We start from the raw sequence: 18,073 nt of genomic DNA, 5'->3' as shown, positions 1-18,073 counted from the left end.
GGCCGGGTCCCTCCGGGGGCCCGGCCCTTTCGCGCGGCCGTCCGGGTGGGGGCGGTGGCGGGCGGATGTGCGGGTGTGTGTGGGCTGATCGCGCGAGTCCCCGCGCCCCGGGGAACCGCGGCCCGCGACGCCCCATGGGCACCGCCGGCAGCACTGCCCCGCCGGCGGCGCCGGCACCCTCGCGGCGGCGGCACCCCAGGCACGCTACGAGCCCCTGCGCACCGGCGTGAGCGCATCCACCCGCACCGCGCGGTGCCCGTGGCGAGCGGTGCCCGTGGCGAGCGGTGCCCATATGGCTGGGGCCGGCCGCGGGGGCGCGGAGAACTGCGACGCACCCGCATCGAAGAAGACCGGCCCTCTCCCCCCGCCGCGTCGTCCGCTGACTAGTGCGGGCCCGTTTCCACGGCTGTGCAGCGCCAGCGGAGGTCCCTGCCACGCTCCAGGCGGAAGGCCAGGGCCCGCAGGCGGTCCCCGGCGGCGACGCGGGCGAAGACCTCCAGCGCGCCTTCGCTGGGGACGTAGTAGCCGATGTCGTGGACGACCGGACGGGGGCCGAGCGTGCGCAGGGGGCCGTGTTCGGCGAGGCGGGCCAGGTCGTCGTAGGCGCGGCCCGCCGTGTGCCGGAGCATCCAGTGGACGGGCCGCTGGCCGCTCAGGACGGCCAGCAGACGGTCGGCGAAGAGGTCGGTCGGGCGAGGGGGCAGCACGGTCGGGGCGGGCCCGGCAGGAGGCTTCTGCGGGCCTGTGAGGGCGGCTGCCGGCCGGCTGGGGGTGCGGGGCGGCGCACTCCCGGGGCGGCGGGAGTCACGGCGGGTCGGCGGGCGGTGACGCGGCCGTGGCTGGGCGGCGGCGCGGCTCATGACCTTGTTCATGGGGGTCCCCGTTTCTGCGGGCCGGGTGATACCGGTCGGTAACTAACTGGTGGGGATCTTGTACGGGCCGCGGCGGGCACGGGCAAGGAAGTGGCGGTGGGCGGGGCGGGGGCCGCGAGGTTCACCTATCCGCGGGAGGCGAGGTGCCGCGAACCGCGTCAGCGGGCGGCGGGGGAGGGTGAACCGACGGACCGGGGTGGACGCCCCGGCGGCGTCGGGCAGGGGCCCGAAAGGGGACGGGCGCACGTATCCTGAAGGCCCGCCGGGAGACGCGCCAGCCGCTTCCTCCCGGGGCCCAGCGGAGCCTTTGACCAGGAAAGAGCGGCCAGCATGCGCGTCTACGTCCCCCTGACCCTCACCGCTCTCGCCGAGGCGCACAGGACGGGTGAGCTGGGCAGCGGGCCCTTCGTGGCGTACGCCGTCACCCCCGCGCTGCGCGAGTGGTACCTCTCCGACGACATCGAGGAGCTGGAGTACGCGGCGCTGGGCCGGGCCGCCGCCGCCTCGCTGCGGCTGCTGGCGGCGGATCCGGGTGCGGTACGGCGCCGGGTCGTCGTCGCCGTGGACGTGCCCGACGGCGCCGCGAGCGCCGACCCGGACCGGGGGCTTGACCCGGCCGCCCTGGGTGAGGTGACGGTGAAGGTGGCGGTGCCGCTCGCGAAGGCCGCCGCCGTGCACGTCGACGCGGACGACGCGGAGCGGGACGTGCGCGCGGCGGCGGACGCGCTTCAGGCGGCGGACGGCGGGGACGACGACGCGCGGTTCGTGGTGGACGGCGCGGACGACCACGAGCTGCTGTGGTACGCCACGCAGGAGATCCCCAACCTGGTCGGACGGGCCTGACCCGGGCGGGAGTCGTGACTGTCAGTGGCGGCGGGTACGGTTTTCGACATGGGGACGCAGGGAAGCGCGCATATCGTCTGGGACTGGAACGGAACGCTGTTCCACGACAATGACGCGATCATCGGGGCGACGAACGCGGCCTTCGCCGAGCTGGGCCTCGCGCCGATCACGCTGGAGCAGTACCGGTCGCTGTACTGCGTGCCGGTGCCGAAGTTCTACGAGCGGCTGCTCGGCCGGCTGCCGACGGACGCCGAGTGGGAGCTGATGGACGGGGTCTTCCACCGGCACTATGCCGAGCACCGGGTGCGGTGCGCGCTCACCGAGGGCGCGGCGGAGCTGCTCGCCGGGTGGCGGTCGGCGGGACACAGCCAGTCGCTGCTGAGCATGTACGGGCACGAGGACCTGGTGCCGCTGGTGCGGGGCTTCGGGATCGAGGCGCACTTCCTCCGGGTCGACGGGCGTACGGGGCCGTCCGGTGGCAGCAAGGCCGAGCACATGGTGCGGCACCTGGAGGCGCTGACGGGGTGGGCGGCGCCGGAGCGGACCGTGGTGATCGGGGACGCGGCGGACGACGCGATCGCCGCGCGACATGTGGGCGCGCGGGCGGTGCTGTACACCGGGGGCTCGCACGGCCGGGCCAGTCTGGAGGCCGTCGGGGTGCCGGTGGTGGACACGCTGGCCGAGGCCGTGGCGGAGGCGCGGAGGATGGCGGCGTAGCCGGCGGCGGCAGCGGCCCGGCCCGGGGGCGGTGCCGGCGTAGCCGGTCGTGGTGCCGGCGTGGCCCCGGGGCTGTGCCGGCGTACCCGTGGGTGGTACCGGCCCGACCGTCCCTCACGCCGGCGTGACCGGTGCCTGCGTGCGCAGGATCTTCAGGAACTCCCGCATCCAGGCCGGATGGTCCGGCCAGGCGCGGGCGGACACCAGCGTGCCGTCCACGACCGCCTCGGTGTCCTGGAAACCCGCGCCGGCGGCCTGCATGTCGGGCTCCAGCGCGGGGTACGCCGTGACCCGGCGGCCCTGGAGGGAGTCGATCGCGGCGGTGAGCAGCGGGCCGTGACAGATCTGGGCGACCGGCTTGTCCGCGTCGAAGAAGGCCTTGAGGATCTTGCGGAGTTCGGGGTCGTTGCGCAGGTACTCGGGGGCCCGGCCACCGGGGATGACCAGGGCCGCGTACCGGCCCGGGTCGACCTCGGCGAAGGCAAGGTCGGCGGGCCAGGTGTACCCGGGCTTCTCGGTGTAGGTGTCGTAGCCGGGTTCGAAGTCGTGGACGACGAAGCGGAGGGTCTTGCGGGTGGGGGCCGCGATGTGGACGTCGTAGCCTTCCTCGCGCAGCCGCTGGTAGGGGTAGAGGACCTCCAGGGACTCCGCCGCGTCGCCGGTGACGATCAGGATCTGGGTGGGCATGGTCGGCTCCTCCGGGCAGACTCCGGGCACACTGCTCACCGTGCCCCCGCCGGAGGCGCTTGCCAAGGGGGCCCGGCGCTTCTCAGGGTGCGTCCGCGGGCGCGGGGGCGCGACCGGATCGCCGGTACGCCACCCGACCGTGTACCGCCGCTGTGCATAACGTCAAACTTCACCCCTCGGTTTTGTACACATACGGCTCATGACGGGCCCCGGGTGGGTGGCGATAGCCTTGTGGCGTGATCAGCGCGATATCCCGCGGGGGCGATGCCGCTCCCGCCCTGCGCCCGGATTGCACGGAACACCTCCGTGACCGGGCGGCGATCGCCGATCTTCGCGGGCGGGACGGGGGCACCGGTGCCCCCTGGACGCCGAGGACGCTCCGGGACACGGCGGTGCCGAGAGCAGCGTCACAGTCGACGGGTGTGCCGGAATTGGCCGAATACCCCCCACGAATCTCACCTCGCGGCATAGCGTCGGACCGGACCGGACACCCCGGGCCGTGGCGTCGAGCCGGAGGGAAAGAGACCGTACTTCCTTCTACGTCACGCAACGGCGCGCGACAGGAGTCAGAGGACAATGCAGACCAAGCTGGACGAAGCCAAGGCCGAGCTGCTCGAACGGGCCGCCCGGGTAGCTGAGAACGGCCCGGTCGGGGGGCACCTACCGACCGGGACGACGAGCGAGGGCGGCTCCGGCACCCCGGACGGCGACTCCCTGCTCACGTTCCTCCAGCGCTACTACCTGCACACCGCACCGGAAGACCTCACCGACCGCGACCCGGTCGACGTCTTCGGCGCCGCGGTCTCGCACCACCGTCTCGCCGAGACCCGCCCGCAGGGCACCGCGAACGTCCGGGTGCACACCCCCTCCGTGGAGGAGAACGGGTGGACCTGCAGCCACACCGTCGTGGAGGTCGTCACCGACGACATGCCCTTCCTCGTCGACTCGGTCACCAACGAGCTGACCCGGCAGGGACGCGGCATCCACGTCGTCATCCACCCGCAGGTCGTGGTCCGGCGGGATCTGACCGGCAAGCTGATCGAGGTGCTGGCGACCCCGCCCACCGGCGACCTCCCGCACGATGCGCACGTCGAGTCCTGGATCCACGTCGAGATCGACCGGGAGACCGACCGCGCCGACCTGAAGCAGATCTCCGCCGATCTGCTGCGCGTCCTGTCCGACGTCCGTGAGGCCGTCGAGGACTGGGAGAAGATGCGGGACACCTCGATCCGCCTCGCCGACGGCCTGGCGGGCGAGCCCGCCCCCGCCGACCTGGCGAAGCCCGAGATCGAGGAAGCCCGCGAGCTGCTGCGCTGGCTGGCCGACGACCACTTCACCTTCCTCGGCTACCGCGAGTACCAGCTGCGCGACGACGACACGCTCGCCGCCGTGCCCGGCACCGGTCTGGGCATACTGCGTTCGGACCCGCACCACGCCGAGGAGGACCGGCACCCGGTCAGCCCCTCCTTCGAGCGGCTCCCGGCCGACGCCCGGGCCAAGGCCCGCGAGCACAAGCTGCTGGTGCTGACCAAGGCCAACAGCCGGGCCACGGTGCACCGGCCGTCGTACCTGGACTACATCGGCGTCAAGAAGTTCGACGCGGACGGCAACGTCGTCGGCGAGCGCCGCTTCCTCGGCCTGTTCTCCTCCGCCGCCTACACCGAGTCCGTGCGCCGCGTCCCGGTGATCCGCCGCAAGGTCGAGGACGTGCTGGCGCGCGCCGGGTTCTCGCCGCACAGCCACGACGGCCGCGACCTGCTCCAGATCCTGGAGACCTACCCGCGCGACGAACTGTTCCAGACGCCGGTCACCGAACTCCAGGCCATAGTGACCAGCGTGCTCTACCTCCAGGAGCGCCGCCGGCTGCGGCTGTACCTGCGCCAGGACGAGTACGGCCGCTACTACTCGGCCCTCGTCTACCTCCCGCGCGACCGTTACACCACCGGCGTCCGCCTGAGGATCATCGACATCCTGAAGGAGGAGCTGGGCGGTATCAGCGTCGACTTCACCGCCTGGAACACCGAGTCGATCCTGTCCCGGCTGCACTTCGTGGTCCGGGTCCCGCAGGGCACCGAGCTGTCCGAGCTGTCCGACGCCGACAAGGAGCGCATCGAGGCCCGCCTGGTCGCGGCGGCCCGTTCCTGGACCGACGCGTTCGCGGAGGCGCTGACCGCCGAGTGCGGCGAGGAGTCCGCGGCCGAGGTGCTGCGCCGCTACAACAACGCCTTCCCCGAGGGGTACAAGGCCGACCACCCGCCGCGTGCGGCGGTCGCCGACCTGGTGCACCTGGAGCAGCTGGGCGAGGACAAGAACTTCTCGCTGAGCCTGTACGAACCGGTGGGCGCCGCGCCCGAGGAGCGCCGTTTCAAGATCTACCAGAAGGGCGGTTCGGTCTCCCTGTCCCAGGTGCTGCCCGTGCTCAGCCGCCTGGGCGTCGAGGTCACGGACGAGCGGCCGTACGAGCTGCGCTGCGCCGACCGCACCACCGCCTGGATCTACGACTTCGGTCTGCGCCTGCCGAAGTCGCTCGGCGGCTCCGCCGGTGACTACCTGGGCGGCGACGCCCGGGAACGGTTCCAGGACGCGTTCGCCGCGACGTGGACCGGCAAGGCCGAGAACGACGGCTTCAACGCCCTCGTGCTGAGCGCCGGGCTGACCTGGCGCCAGGCGATGGTGCTGCGCGCCTACGCCAAGTACCTGCGGCAGGCCGGTTCGACCTTCTCGCAGGACTACATGGAGGACACCCTCCGCAACAACGTCCACACCACCCGGCTCCTCGTCTCCCTGTTCGAGGCGCGGATGTCGCCGGAGCGGCAGCAGGCCGGACTCGAGATCACCGACGCGCTGCTGGAGGAGCTGGACGCGGCCCTGGAGCAGGTGGCCAGCCTGGACGAGGACCGCATCCTGAGGTCGTTCCTGACCGTCATCAAGGCGACCCTGCGCACGAACTTCTTCCAGGAGGCGCTCGGCGGCAGGCCGCACGAGTACGTGTCCATGAAGTTCGACCCGCAGGCCATCCCGGACCTGCCCGCGCCCCGCCCGGCGTACGAGATCTGGGTGTACTCGCCGCGCGTGGAGGGCGTGCACCTGCGGTTCGGCAAGGTCGCGCGCGGTGGTCTGCGCTGGTCCGACCGGCGCGAGGACTTCCGTACGGAGATCCTCGGCCTGGTCAAGGCGCAGATGGTGAAGAACACCGTCATCGTGCCGGTCGGCGCCAAGGGCGGCTTCGTCGCCAAGCAGCTGCCCGACCCGGCCGAGGACCGGGACGCGTGGCTGGCCGAGGGCATCGCCAGCTACAAGACGTTCATCTCGGCGCTGCTCGACATCACCGACAACATGGTCGCCGGTGAGGTCGTGCCGCCGCAGGACGTGGTCCGGCACGACGGGGACGACACCTATCTGGTGGTCGCGGCCGACAAGGGCACCGCGACGTTCTCGGACATCGCCAACCAGGTCGCCGAGACGTACAACTTCTGGCTCGGCGACGCCTTCGCCTCAGGCGGCTCGGCCGGGTACGACCACAAGGGCATGGGCATCACCGCGCGCGGCGCCTGGGAGTCCGTGAAGCGGCACTTCCGCGAGCTGGGCGTGGACACGCAGTCCGAGGACTTCACGGTCGTCGGCATCGGTGACATGTCCGGTGACGTCTTCGGCAACGGCATGCTGCTGAGCGAGCACATCCGCCTGGTGGCCGCCTTCGACCACCGGCACATCTTCATCGACCCGACCCCGGACGCGGCCGTCTCCTACGCCGAGCGCCGCCGGCTGTTCGAGCTGCCCCGCTCCAGCTGGGCCGACTACGACACCAAGCTGCTGTCGGCAGGCGGCGGGATCTTCCCGCGCAGCGCCAAGTCGATCACGCTCAACAGCCACATCCGGCAGGCCCTGGGCATCGAGGAGAAGATCTCCAAGATGACCCCGGCCGACCTGATGAAGACGATCCTCCGGGCGCCGGTGGACCTGCTGTGGAACGGCGGCATCGGCACCTACGTGAAGTCGTCGGCGGAGTCCAACGCCGACGTCGGCGACAAGGCCAACGACGCCATCCGCGTCGACGGCGCCGACCTGCGCGTCAAGGTCGTCGGTGAGGGCGGCAACCTGGGCCTGACCCAGCTCGGCCGCATCGAGTTCGCCCTGCACGGCGGCCGGATCAACACCGACGCGATCGACAACAGCGCCGGTGTGGACACCTCCGACCACGAGGTGAACATCAAGATCCTGCTGAACAGCCTGGTCACGGACGGCGACATGACCGTCAAGCAGCGCAACAAGCTGCTCGCCGAGATGACCGACGAGGTCGGCGCCCTGGTGCTGCGCAACAACTACGCGCAGAACACCGCCCTCGCCAACGCCCTGTCCCAGGCCAAGGACATGCTCCACGCCCAGCAGCGGTTCGTCCGCCACCTGGTGCGCGAGGGACACCTGGACCGGGCGCTGGAGTTCCTGCCCACCGACCGCCAGATCCGCGAGCGCCTCGGCCAGGGGCAGGGCCTGACCGGCCCCGAGACGGCCGTGGTGCTGGCGTACACGAAGATCACGGTCGCCGAGGAACTGCTGCACACCTCGCTGCCGGACGACCCGTACCTGCGCGGCCTGCTGCACGCGTACTTCCCGACGGCCCTGCGCGAGCGCTTCGCCGACGCGATCGACAACCACCCGCTGCGCCGCGAGATCACCACCACCGTGCTGGTCAACGACACGGTCAACACGGGCGGTACGACGTATCTGCACCGTCTGCGCGAGGAGACCGGAGCCTCGCTCGAGGAGATCGTGCGCGCCCAGACCGCGGCCCGCAGGATCTTCAGCTCGGCGCCGGTGTGGGACGAGGTGGAGGCCCTGGACAACCGGGTCGAGGCCGACGTGCAGACCCGCATCCGGCTGCACTCGCGGCGCCTGATCGAGCGCGGCACCCGCTGGCTGCTCAACAACCGGCCGCAGCCGCTCCAGCTCGCCGAGACGGTGGAGTTCTTCGCCGAGCGGGTCGAGCGGGTCTGGCAGGAGCTGCCGAAGCTGCTGCGCGGCGCGGACCTGGAGTGGTACCAGCACGTGTACGACGAGCTGTCCGAGGCCGGTGTCCCGGACGAACTCGCCACCCGGGTGGCCGGCTTCTCCTCCGCCTTCCCGGCGCTGGACATCGTCTCGGTGGCCGACCGCATGGGCAAGGAGCCGCTGGACGTCGCCGAGATCTACTACGACCTCGCCGACCGGCTCGGCATCACGCAGCTGATGGACCGCATCATCGAGCTGCCCCGCGCCGACCGCTGGCAGTCCATGGCCCGCGCCTCCATCCGCGAGGACCTGTACGCGGCCCACGCGGCGCTCACCGCGGACGTCCTCGCGGCGGGCAACGGCACCTCGACGCCGGAGCAGCGGTTCACGGCGTGGGAGCAGAGGAACACCGCGATCCTGGGCCGTGCCCGCACCACCCTGGAGGAGATCCGCGGCTCGGACTCCTTCGACCTCGCCAACCTGTCGGTGGCGATGCGCACGATGCGGACGCTGCTGCGGACGCACTCGTAGCCGTAAGGCGGTGAGGGCGCCCCGGACCGGTGACGGTCCGGGGCGCCTCCCTTTTTCCGCCGGGCCCCGGAACGGGAGAGGTCAGGTGGCGCAGCCGGCCGGTTCCCCGGCGGTCCGGTCGCCGCCGGGAGCGGGTGCCGAACCTCCTCGCCGCCACAGCCGTTCCAGGGCGAGGGGCAGGCCGATCACGGGGATGAGCCAGACCTGGACGTAGAGCCGGTCCTGCTCCACGGCCAGCGGGTGCGCGGCCATGGTCGCGAATCCGGTCAGGCCCGTCGCGAGCACGCACAGGGCCACCGGCACCGAGCGTTTCCACAGCCCCCACCCGCCGGCCGCGAGGAGTGTGAGCAGCAGCGGGGCGAGGGCCTCCCGCTGGAGCCACTGCCACCAGTAGGAGAAGTCCAGCCGGAGCAGCGACCGCCAGGGGCCGGCGACCTCGGGGTAGGTCCAGTGCAGCGTGAACATGTCCTGCAACGAGTCGGTCATGCCCGGCAGCCCGAACGCCCTGCTGACGGCGAGCACGGCCACCGTGCCGGCCGTCGCGAGCCCGGCCAGCACCCAGGTGCCGCGGTGCCGTGCGCGCCGGACCAGGACCAGAGCCGCGTACGCGGCCGCCGCGACGAACGACCCGACGATGAGGAAGCTGGAGTACTTGACGGCCGAGCCGAGGGCGAAGGCGCCGGCGAAGAGCGGCGCGCCCCGCGCGACCCTGCCGTGCAGCAGCCAGACCGAGGCGAGCAGCAGGACCGTCATCAGGGCAGCCACCGGCCCTTCGGACAGGGGGCGCCCGCCCCACTGCGCGAGCGGCGTGACGTAGTACAGGACCTGGCCGAGCAGGGCGGCCGGCGGCGGGGAGCGCAGCGCGCGCAGCAGCAGGTACACGAGCCATCCGGCGGCCGTCGTGAAGGCCAGCGCCACCGCGGTCAGGCCCGCCTTGGCGCCGAGCAGCGCCACGAACGGCGCGGCCATCAGCGGGTATCCGGGCCGGGTGCGGAAGATGCGCTCGTACTTCGCGCTGGTCGGGGCGAGCCCGTGGCGGTACCGCGCCTCGCAGGTGTGCCGGTACGCAGCCTCCCGTCCCGGCTCCCGGAACCTCCTCTGGTCCAGCAGGCGGTTGCGGTGCACGAGCCGGGCGGTGTCGGCGCAGTAGGCGGCGACGGCCTGCTGCCGTGCCTGCCGGGGGGAGTCACCGAGGAACTCGTAGGCCTCGCGGGCGTAGCGGTAGGAGTCGTTGGAGAAGCGGGTCGCCGGATAGGCGAAGACGTGCAGGACGAGGAAGGCCACGGCGGCGAGCAGGGGTAGCGCCCGCAGGCGGGCGAGGTGAGCCGCTGCGCCGTCCAAGGGTCTCTCCAGTCCGGTCGGTGCGGGAACAGGGGCCGGCAGGGCCGAGCGTGACGATTCAGCCTATAGCAGGGTCTTTCCGGCGTACCGGACGTCAGGGCGCCGGCCGGAACAGCGCGAGCAGTCCGGCCCCGTACCAGCCGGCGAACACCGCCCCGCTCCCGTACACCATCCAGCGCACCTCCCGCCGGGCCCTGGCCAGTGCGGGCGCCGGCGGCAGCAGCAGGACGGGCAGGAACGGCAGCATGAAACGGGGCTTGGAGAACGGCGCGCCGGACACACCGACCATCAGCAGCCAGGCGCCCGCCACGAGCAGCACCAGGGGCCAGGGCACCCGCCGGTCCACCGCCAGGGCGACGGTCCCCACGGCGACGGCGGCGATCGCCGTGAGCACGGCCACGTACCGCATGTCGGGCGAGTGCTCCCCGGCCGCGTGGCGCAGGAACTGGAGGGTGCCCCGACCGAGGTCGAAGGACTGGCCCCAGGCCCGCTGCGCCACGAACCAGCCCGTGACCGAGCCGATCCTGCTGCCGAGGTACAGCCAGCTGCCGACCAGACCCAGCGGAGCCAGCACCGTCGCGGCCAGGGGCCGCAGGCCGTCCCGGCGGCCGGCCACCGCCACCAGCCCCGTCAGGGCCGTGACCGCGACCAGCACCGACGCGGTGGGACGGACCGTCCCGGCCAGCGTGCACAGGAGCCCCGCCGTCACCCACCTGCGGGCCACCAGGGCCACGAGCGCCCACATCAGCACGGCGGTGAACACGGCCTCGGAGTACGGGATCCAGAGCACGAACGCGTACGGGGAACACGCCCACAGCCCCACGCAGACGAGGGCGGCGCGGTGGCCGACGACGGCCCGCGCCAGAGTGTGCACCCCGCTCGCCGCCACCGCCCCGGCCACCCAGGAGACCAGCACGCCGGCATGGGCGAGAGTCAGTCCGGTCGCCGCGTGCACGGCGAGGATCAGCCCGGGGACCAGGGGGAAGAAGGCGAGCGTGTTGTAGTCGGGCACTCCGTCGGGCCGGAAGGTGAGCCGGCCGGGGTAGCCGTGCGCGGCCACGGACAGGTAGTTGGCCGCGTCCCAGCGGCCGAGCACACTCGTCACCCCGTGGCCGAGATGCCGGTTCAGCAGCAGCAGGACGGTGTATCCGAGGAGGGACAGCGTCAGCTGGACGGCGACGGCACGGTATGTCTCGCGCGGGACGAACGTGACGTGCACGGGCTGCCGGCGCACCGCCTCGCGCAGCCGGGCCCGCAGGTTGTCGGGCGTGCCGCCGGGCGGCCGGCCGGAGGTGACGGCCGACGGAGGGACCAGCTGGGCCACGGCGACTCCACGGGGGTGCGGTGCGGGTACGGCTCGGCGGAACGGTGCCCTGCGCCCGCCTCACCTCAGCAGGCTCGCCACCAGCCGGGCGGCGCTGCGGACCCGAGGCCGGGCCACGTGCCGTACCACCGGTCCGATGACCCATGCCGTCACCCCCACCGGGCGCCAGCGCAGCTGGAGGCGGCCGGGGTTGCGGCCCTCCGGTTCGAGGACGATCTCGTGCGGGGTGGTGCCGGAGCGGTAGGGCACGCGGATCCGGCGCGTGGGGAAGTCCAGCGGAGCCAGCAGGAGGCCGGTGTGGGACAGGCCCTGCTGGTCCAGGCGGACCAGCGGGTGCCGTACGCCCTGGAAGCCCTGGAGGGGAAGCTGCGCGGTGGCCAGGTCGAGGCGGACGGTGCCTTCGAACACGCCGGGCCGGACCGGGTCCAGCCGGAAGGGGACCCTCATGCGGCGCCCGCCGGGGGAGAGCAGCAGGCAGGCACGCTGCGGGCCGACCGGGAGGCGCAGTCCGGGGTCGTAGGTGCGCAGGGCGAGGGCCAGGGACGCCCCGGGGCCGGGGGTCAGTGCCGTGATCTCGTGGCGGAACTGGGCCGTGGGAAAGGGCCGGGTGTCCAGTTCCAGCTCGGAGAGGTCCAGTTCACGGCGGGCGCGGTCCGTGGCGGGGACGGTGTCGCCCCAGTACGGGCCGCCCGCCGCGTCGGCCGTGACCCGCCTCGGCGCCACCCCGTGCCCCAGCCCGCGTGCCGCCAGCCGGGCCTCGGACAGCCGGCCGTCCCGCAGCAGCTCCAGCACCACCCGCTCGGCGCGGGGCAGCCGGGCGTACGCCTCGGGGGCCAGCGTGTCCAGGTAGGGGTTCACGAGGCCGGCGAAGGACGTCAGCCACTCCTCGTCGCGGTAGGGCAGGTCGCCCGCGTACATCCGGAAGTCGTGCTTGAGGAACTTGTAGTCCTTGTCCGCCCGCAGCCCGGCGCGCCCGCTGCTCACCAGGAAGTCGTCGATGAGGTGCTGGACATGGACGCGGTCGCGGACGTTGGAGATCATGTGCCGCTGGTTGGAGATGGAGGCGGAGGCCGCGTCGGCGAACGGCTCGATGTACCAGACGTACACCGGGTCGGGGATGATCGTGAACGCCTTCGCCAGGCAGTACGCCTGCGCCGAGAACAGCTGGTCCTCGTAGTGGATGCCCTCGGGGAAGCGGAGCCGGTGGCGGTCCAGGAAGGAGCGGGCGTACATCTTGCTGGTCGACAGGTGCTCGAAGAACAGCCGCGGGTCCGCCCCGATGCCCTCCACCGTGCGGCGCTCGGCGACCAGGTGCGGCATCCAGGTCGAGCGGCGGCCGGTGTCCACCCGGACCCGGCGGACCGCGCCCATGGTGAAGTCCACCTCGCGTTCGCGGTGGGCCGCGAGCAGCGACTCGACCGACCGCGGCGGGAGTTCGTCGTCGCTGTCCAGGAACATCAGGTACGGCGCCCGGGCGATCTCCACGGCCCGGTTGCGGGGGGCACTGCACCCGCCGCTGTTGCGGGGCAGGCGGAGGTAGCGGATGCGGTGGTCGCGGGCCGCCAGCTCCCGGGCCACGGCCGGTGTGTCGTCCTCGGAGTGGTCGTCGCTGATGACGATCTCGATGTCGGGGTGGGTCTGCGCACGCACCGACGCGACCGCGCGGGGAAGGCGGGCGGCGTCGTTGTAGACGATGACCGTGACCGTGACGTCGGGGCGGGTCATGCCGTGGCCTCCTCGGGGGTCGGGGCGGGGGTGCGGTCCTCGAGTGGGAGCACCGGCGGCAGCGACTCCTCCGGTTCGCCCAGGAACACCCGCCGTACGACCCGCTCGGCGGCGCGTCCGTCGTCGTACTCGCAGAACCGGCGCCGGAACGCGGCCCGCGCCTTGGCCGCGCTCTCGTCGCGCCAGGCACCGGAGGCGAAGATCTCGACCAGTTCCTCCTGGGTGCGGGCGACCTGGCCGGGATGTTCGGCCATCAGGTCGAAGTAGACGCCCCGGGTGGTGCGGTACGTCTCCCAGTCGTCGGCGTGGATCACGATGGGACGGTCCAGGTTGGCGTAGTCGAACATGATCGAGGAGTAGTCCGTGACCAGCGCGTCGGCGGCCAGGCACAGTTCCTCGACGGGGTCGTAGGAGGAGACGTCGATGATCCGGCCGGAGCGGCGCAGGCCGGTCAGCGGGGAGGCCGCGCCGCCGTAGAAGTAGTGGGCGCGGACGAGGAGGACCGTGCCGTCGCCGAGGCGGTCGGCGAGGGCGGCGAGGTCGAGGCGGGGGGTGAAGCCGGCCTCGTAGTCGCGGTGGGTGGGGGCGTAAAGGACGGCCGTGGTGCCGGGGGCGATGCCGAGGCGGGCGCGGGCCGCGCGGACGTCGGCCGCGGTGGCCGCGTAGTGGACGTCGTTGCGCGGGTAGCCGTGGTCCAGGGACGTGTAGCGGGCCGGGTAGGCGCGCTCCCACATGCGGGTGGAGTGGCTGTTGGCGCTGACGCTGTAGTCCCACCTGTCGATCCGGGCCAGCAGGGCGGCGAAGTTCAGGCCCTTGGCGGCGGCCGGGTGGTCCATCTGGTCCAGCCCCATGCGTTTGAGCGGGGTGCCGTGGTGGGTCTGGAGGTGGATCTGGCCGGGGCGTTTGACCACCGCGTTGGGGAAGTTCACGTTGTTCGTCAGGTACGTGGCGGTGGCCAGGGTCTCCCAGTAGCGGCGGGTGCCGGGGACGACGTGGTCGGTGCCGGGCGGCAGCAGGGCCGCGTTCTGCCCGGTCACCACCCACACCGGGTGGATGTGCGGGGCGAGTTCGGCGAGTTTCGCGGCGATCGCGGCCGGGTTGCAGGCGACCCCGCGGTCCCAGTACGCGGCGAAGACGGCGAGGTCGGGGCGCAGCGGGCGGTTCAGGGCGCGGCGGTACTGGTGGTCGCGCACCTTCGCGCCCAGCCGCCGCTTGTGCGCCCGTACGGCCTTGCGGGCCGCGCGGCGGCTGCGGTTGGCGGCCTGGAACGCGCGGTAGCGGTGGTACGCGCCCTCCTCCAGCAGCGCGTGCCGTACGCCCTCCAGCCCCGCCGGCCGCTGATGGCCCTCGGGGCGCCAGCGGAGCGCCGCCAGCGAGGCGCGCCGGAAGAACTCGCGGGCCACGGGGTCGGGCAGGTCCTCGCGGGCGAAGGTGCGCAGCAGGTCACGCACCATCAGGTTGTACAGCACCGTGCGTACGGCGCGGCGCTCCCCGGTGAGCGGGAGCAGTGACTCGTAGCGGTCGACGAGGGCGAGCCGGTCCTCGGGGGCGCGCGGCGGCAGGCTCTGGGGGCGCAGCACGCGGTTCTCGTACGCCGCCTGGTTCAGGCAGGCGACGCGGCCGGCGTACAGCAGGGCCGCGTGGGCGGCGCGCGGCTCGTCGTCGGTGGTGAGCTGTTCCTCGTGCGCCCGCCAGAACGCGGCGCGCAGCGCGCGATTGCCGAGCAGTGGGGCGAGGCGCAGCAGGTGGGCGGCCCCGGCCAGGGACAGCGGGGCCCGGCCGACGGCGGCGAGGTGGCGGCCGTCGCGGGAGGGGGTGGCGGCGGTCTGCCAGGTGGTGGTGACGTGGTCGAAGAGCAGCACGTCGATGGGGGTGTCCGGGTCGCCGGGAGTGCCGGTGCCGCCCGTGGCACCGGGGGCGTCGCCGGTGCCGGTGGCGTCCAGTTCGGCGGTCCGTTCGGCGATCAGGCGGGGCGCGCCGGCGGGCAGACCGTCCTTGGCGTGCACGAAGTGCAGCCAGCGGCCGGACGCCCGGGCGGCGCCGGCCGCCCGGGCCGCCGCGTCACCGGTGCCCTCCGGCAGAGTGACGGTGACCGTGTCCGGGGCGTGGCGCTCGGCCGTCTCCCGCGCCCACTCGCCGACCGCGACGACGATCACCTCGGCGTCGGTGAGCGGGTGGGCGTCCAGGGAGTCGAGGAGTTCGGTGAGATGCCCCTGGGTGTTCGGCCCGTAGACGATCACGCTCAGCTGGGGCATCGCGGGGGGCTCCTTCGGCTCGATGTCTCCGTGCACACCTTTCATAACATATTGTCATTAAACGGATGAAAGGGATAAGTGTGCCCGGCGTAGGAGTCCGTTCGGGGTCCTTCAGGTCCTGGCGACCGGCTTGGCGGCCGGTTTGGCGGCCGGCTTCTTCTCGCCGGTGAAGGCCTCGTACTCCTTCATGACCTCCTCCGTCGGCCCGTCCATGCGCAGCTCGCCGCGCTCCAGCCACAGGACCCGTTCGCAGGTGTCACGGATCGACTTGTTGTTGTGGCTGACCAGGAACACCGTGCCGGCGTGCTGCCGCAGCTCGCGGATCCGCTGCTCGGAACGCTTCTGGAAGGAGCGGTCGCCGGTGGCCAGCGCCTCGTCGATCAGCAGGACGTCGTGGTCCTTGGCGGCGGCGATGGAGAACCGCAGCCGGGCGGCCATGCCGGAGGAGTACGTGCGCATCGGCAGGGTGATGAAGTCGCCCTTGTCGTTGATCCCGGAGAAGTCGACGATGTCCTGGTAGCGCTCCTTGACCTGCTCCCGGGACATGCCCATGGCGAGGCCGCCGAGGTGGACGTTGCGTTCGCCGGTGAGGTCGTTCATCAGGGCCGCGTTGACGCCGAGCAAGGAGGGCTGGCCGTCGGTGAAGATCTGCCCGCTCTCCACCGGCAGCAGCCCGGCGACCGCCTTGAGCAGGGTGGACTTACCGGAACCGTTGGTGCCGATGAGCCCGATCGCCTCGCCCTTGTAGGCGACGAACGACACCTTCCGCACCGCGTGCACCCGGCGCACACCGGCCGCCTGCTCGGTCTGCCTGCGGCGCAGGATGCGGTTGAGGGCGGCGGTGGCGGAGCCGCGTCCCGCCCCGGTGCCGTTGACCCGGTAGACGATGTCGACGCGGTCGGCGACGACGGTCGGGACCTTCCCGGTCGTCCCACTGGTCCCGGTCTTCCCGGCGGTCTCGATGGTCCCGGTGGTCCCGGGGGTCTGCTCAGCCACGGCCGTACGTCTCCTCAGCCTTCCAGAAGTAGATGAAGCCGCCGATGCCGGCGAGCAGGGCCCAGCCGGTGGCCGCCGCCCACACGTGCGGCGGCAGGGACCTGGCGTGGAAGCTGTCGATCAGCGCGAACCGCATCAGGTCGATGTAGACGGCGGCCGGGTTGATCTGGAGCAGGACGGTCACGAGGTGCGGCAGGTGGTCGTGCTTGGTGATCTTGTCGATGCTCCACATCACGCCGGACACGTACATCCACGTACGCAGCAGGAAGGGCATCAGCTGGGCGATGTCCGGCGTCTTGGCGCCCATCCGGGCCACGATCATCGACACGCCGGCGTTGAACGTGAACTGGAGGACGAGCGCCGGGACCGCCAGCAGCCAGGAGGCCGCGACCGGTACGCCGAAGCAGAGCAGGATGACGACCAGTGCGGCCATCGAGAACAGCAGCTGCTGGAGCTGCTGGAGCGCGAAGGAGATCGGCAGCGCGGCGCGCGGGAAGTGCAGGGCCCGGACCAGGCCCAGGTTGCCGGAGATCGCCCGGGTGCCCGCCATGATCGAACTCTGCGTGAAGGTCCAGATGAACACGCCGGTGACCAGGAAGGGCACGTAGTCGGGCACGTGCTGCTTGGTGCCGAGCAGCACACCGAAGATGAAGTAGTAGACCGCCGCGTTCAGCAGCGGGTTCATGACCTGCCACAGCTGGCCGAGCTTCGCCTGGCTGTACTGGGCGGTGAGCTTGGCGGTGGCGAACGCGCCGATGAAGTGGCGCCGCGCCCACAGCTGCCGGACGTACTCCGGCAGGGAGGGGCGGGCACCGCTGACCGACAGGCCGTGCCGGGCGGCCAGGGCCGCCAGGTCGTCGTCGGTCCGGGCCCGGGTGGGGGGCGGTGTGTGGAGGACCTGGCTCACATCCGCTGCTTTCGCTCGGGGGGAGGGGGCTGCTGCGTCCGGCTGCCGCCGGGGTCGCCGCGTCCGTGTCCCGTCGCCCGGCGTTTCCCCGCGTTTCTCTGCACGTTCTCTTACGTCGGGACGGGACCGTATCGTCGCAACGTGAGCGTAGGCCCAATGCACGTCGGAACGCAACCGTTTCGTCGCTACGGCCTATGCTGTGCGGCATGACGACGAACGCCGCCGAGCCCGCCCACGAGCCGGCGCGTCCGCGCCGCCGGGCCCCCGCCGGGGCCGCCGTCCTCCGCGAGGACGTGACCGAGGCCATCCGGGCGGCCGTCTTCGAGGAACTGGCGGCGGCCGGGTACGCGCGGATGTCCATCGAGGGCATCGCGCGGCGGGCCGGCGTGGGCAAGACGGCGGTGTACCGGCGCTGGCGTTCGAAGCTCCACCTGGTCCTGGACGTCGTCTCGGCCCTGGCGGTGACGGGCTTCCCGGTCCCCGACACCGGCTCCCTGGAGGGCGACCTGCGCCTGCTCTACGAGGTCACCTCCCGGGCCCTGCGGCACCCGGTCGCCTCGCAGGTCATCCCCGACCTCCAGGCCGAGGCCGCCCGCAACCCCGACCTCGCCGAGGCCTTCCAGAAGGCGCTGCGGGACGGCCAGGAGGGCGTCGCCAGCGGGATCGTGGCGGCGGCGGCGCAACGCGGCGAACTCCGCGCCGGCGTCGACCCCGACCTCGCCCTCGACCTGATCTCCGGCCCCCTGTACTGGCGATCGGTCGTCATCCGCTCCCCGAAGCCCCCCAAGGGCTACCTCGAGAAGCTGGCGCGGGCCACGGCGGCGGCGCTCAGGGCGCTGTGACCCGGGGCCTGTCGTCCGGATGACCCGCGAGCGCCCCGGCCGGC

12 protein-coding genes are annotated in these 18,073 nt (G+C 72.6%); 4 read left to right on the top strand and 8 right to left on the bottom strand.

Annotated elements, in window-relative coordinates:
* Positions 1-383 precede the first annotated feature (383 nt).
* Positions 384-872, bottom strand: coding sequence for an Rv3235 family protein (locus ACF1BE_RS17230; protein WP_392199851.1), 489 nt, complete (start codon positions 870-872; stop codon positions 384-386).
* Positions 873-1,202: 330 nt separating this feature from the next.
* On the opposite strand from ACF1BE_RS17230, the gene ACF1BE_RS17225 reads away from it, so the two are divergent.
* Both ACF1BE_RS17225 and ACF1BE_RS17220 read left to right on the top strand, forming a co-directional pair.
* Positions 1,203-1,715: a DUF6912 family protein gene (locus ACF1BE_RS17225; protein WP_392199850.1), complete on the top strand. Its 513-nt coding sequence runs from the start codon at positions 1,203-1,205 to the stop codon at positions 1,713-1,715.
* A 48-nt stretch (positions 1,716-1,763) separates the two neighbouring features.
* The gene (locus ACF1BE_RS17220) at positions 1,764-2,432 is read left to right on the top strand and encodes an HAD family hydrolase (RefSeq protein WP_392199849.1); all 669 of its coding nucleotides are present in this window, start codon (positions 1,764-1,766) and stop codon (positions 2,430-2,432) included.
* Positions 2,433-2,546: 114 nt separating this feature from the next.
* On the opposite strand, the gene ACF1BE_RS17215 is transcribed toward ACF1BE_RS17220, so the two are convergent.
* Positions 2,547-3,119, bottom strand: a complete 573-nt coding sequence (locus tag ACF1BE_RS17215) for a DJ-1/PfpI family protein (protein ID WP_392199848.1) — start codon at positions 3,117-3,119, stop codon at positions 2,547-2,549.
* Between the two features lie 576 nt (positions 3,120-3,695).
* Between ACF1BE_RS17215 and ACF1BE_RS17210 the strand changes: the two genes are divergently transcribed.
* Complete coding sequence (locus tag ACF1BE_RS17210; RefSeq protein WP_392199847.1) at positions 3,696-8,639, top strand: NAD-glutamate dehydrogenase; 4,944 nt, start codon at positions 3,696-3,698, stop codon at positions 8,637-8,639.
* 81 nt (positions 8,640-8,720) lie between these two features.
* Here ACF1BE_RS17210 and ACF1BE_RS17205 read toward each other — a convergent pair whose 3' ends face one another.
* The 6 genes from ACF1BE_RS17205 to ACF1BE_RS17180 all read right to left on the bottom strand — a co-directional run bounded on the left by ACF1BE_RS17205 (position 8,721) and on the right by ACF1BE_RS17180 (position 17,187).
* Positions 8,721-9,980: a hypothetical protein gene (locus ACF1BE_RS17205; RefSeq protein WP_392199846.1), complete on the bottom strand. Its 1,260-nt coding sequence runs from the start codon at positions 9,978-9,980 to the stop codon at positions 8,721-8,723.
* Between the two features lie 94 nt (positions 9,981-10,074).
* Complete coding sequence (locus ACF1BE_RS17200) at positions 10,075-11,304, bottom strand: hypothetical protein (RefSeq protein WP_392199845.1); 1,230 nt, start codon at positions 11,302-11,304, stop codon at positions 10,075-10,077.
* A gap of 60 nt (positions 11,305-11,364) precedes the next feature.
* On the bottom strand, positions 11,365-13,029 hold the full coding sequence (locus tag ACF1BE_RS17195; RefSeq protein WP_392199844.1) for a glycosyltransferase family 2 protein: 1,665 nt from the start codon (positions 13,027-13,029) through the stop codon (positions 11,365-11,367).
* A complete protein-coding gene (locus ACF1BE_RS17190) occupies positions 13,026-15,284 on the bottom strand; it encodes a CDP-glycerol glycerophosphotransferase family protein (protein WP_392199843.1) in 2,259 nt (752 codons plus the stop codon). Before ACF1BE_RS17190 ends, ACF1BE_RS17195 begins: the two co-directional genes overlap by 4 nt.
* 111 nt (positions 15,285-15,395) lie before the next feature.
* The gene (locus ACF1BE_RS17185; RefSeq protein ID WP_392199875.1) at positions 15,396-16,247 is read right to left on the bottom strand and encodes an ABC transporter ATP-binding protein; all 852 of its coding nucleotides are present in this window, start codon (positions 16,245-16,247) and stop codon (positions 15,396-15,398) included.
* Positions 16,248-16,272: 25 nt separating this feature from the next.
* On the bottom strand, positions 16,273-17,187 hold the full coding sequence (locus ACF1BE_RS17180) for an ABC transporter permease (RefSeq protein WP_392199842.1): 915 nt from the start codon (positions 17,185-17,187) through the stop codon (positions 16,273-16,275).
* 206 nt (positions 17,188-17,393) lie between these two features.
* On the opposite strand from ACF1BE_RS17180, the gene ACF1BE_RS17175 reads away from it, so the two are divergent.
* Positions 17,394-18,029, top strand: a complete 636-nt coding sequence (locus ACF1BE_RS17175) for a TetR/AcrR family transcriptional regulator (RefSeq protein ID WP_392199841.1) — start codon at positions 17,394-17,396, stop codon at positions 18,027-18,029.
* The last annotated feature ends 44 nt before the right edge of the window (positions 18,030-18,073 follow it).

This window comes from Streptomyces sp. NPDC014991 (genome assembly GCF_043080665.1).
Classification (GTDB): domain Bacteria; phylum Actinomycetota; class Actinomycetes; order Streptomycetales; family Streptomycetaceae; genus Streptomyces.
Note: the sequence above shows the minus strand (reverse complement) of the source record. Positions and strands in the feature narration are given on the sequence as shown.

Coding starts and splice junctions, on each gene's coding strand:
- ACF1BE_RS17230 (WP_392199851.1), bottom strand. CDS start 872: ATGAACAAGGTCATGAGCCGCGCCGCCGCCCAGCCACGGCCGCGTCAC.
- ACF1BE_RS17225 (WP_392199850.1), top strand. CDS start 1,203: ATGCGCGTCTACGTCCCCCTGACCCTCACCGCTCTCGCCGAGGCGCAC.
- ACF1BE_RS17220 (WP_392199849.1), top strand. CDS start 1,764: ATGGGGACGCAGGGAAGCGCGCATATCGTCTGGGACTGGAACGGAACG.
- ACF1BE_RS17215 (WP_392199848.1), bottom strand. CDS start 3,119: ATGCCCACCCAGATCCTGATCGTCACCGGCGACGCGGCGGAGTCCCTG.
- ACF1BE_RS17210 (WP_392199847.1), top strand. CDS start 3,696: ATGCAGACCAAGCTGGACGAAGCCAAGGCCGAGCTGCTCGAACGGGCC.
- ACF1BE_RS17195 (WP_392199844.1), bottom strand. CDS start 13,029: ATGACCCGCCCCGACGTCACGGTCACGGTCATCGTCTACAACGACGCC.
- ACF1BE_RS17190 (WP_392199843.1), bottom strand. CDS start 15,284: ATGCCCCAGCTGAGCGTGATCGTCTACGGGCCGAACACCCAGGGGCAT.
- ACF1BE_RS17175 (WP_392199841.1), top strand. CDS start 17,394: ATGACGACGAACGCCGCCGAGCCCGCCCACGAGCCGGCGCGTCCGCGC.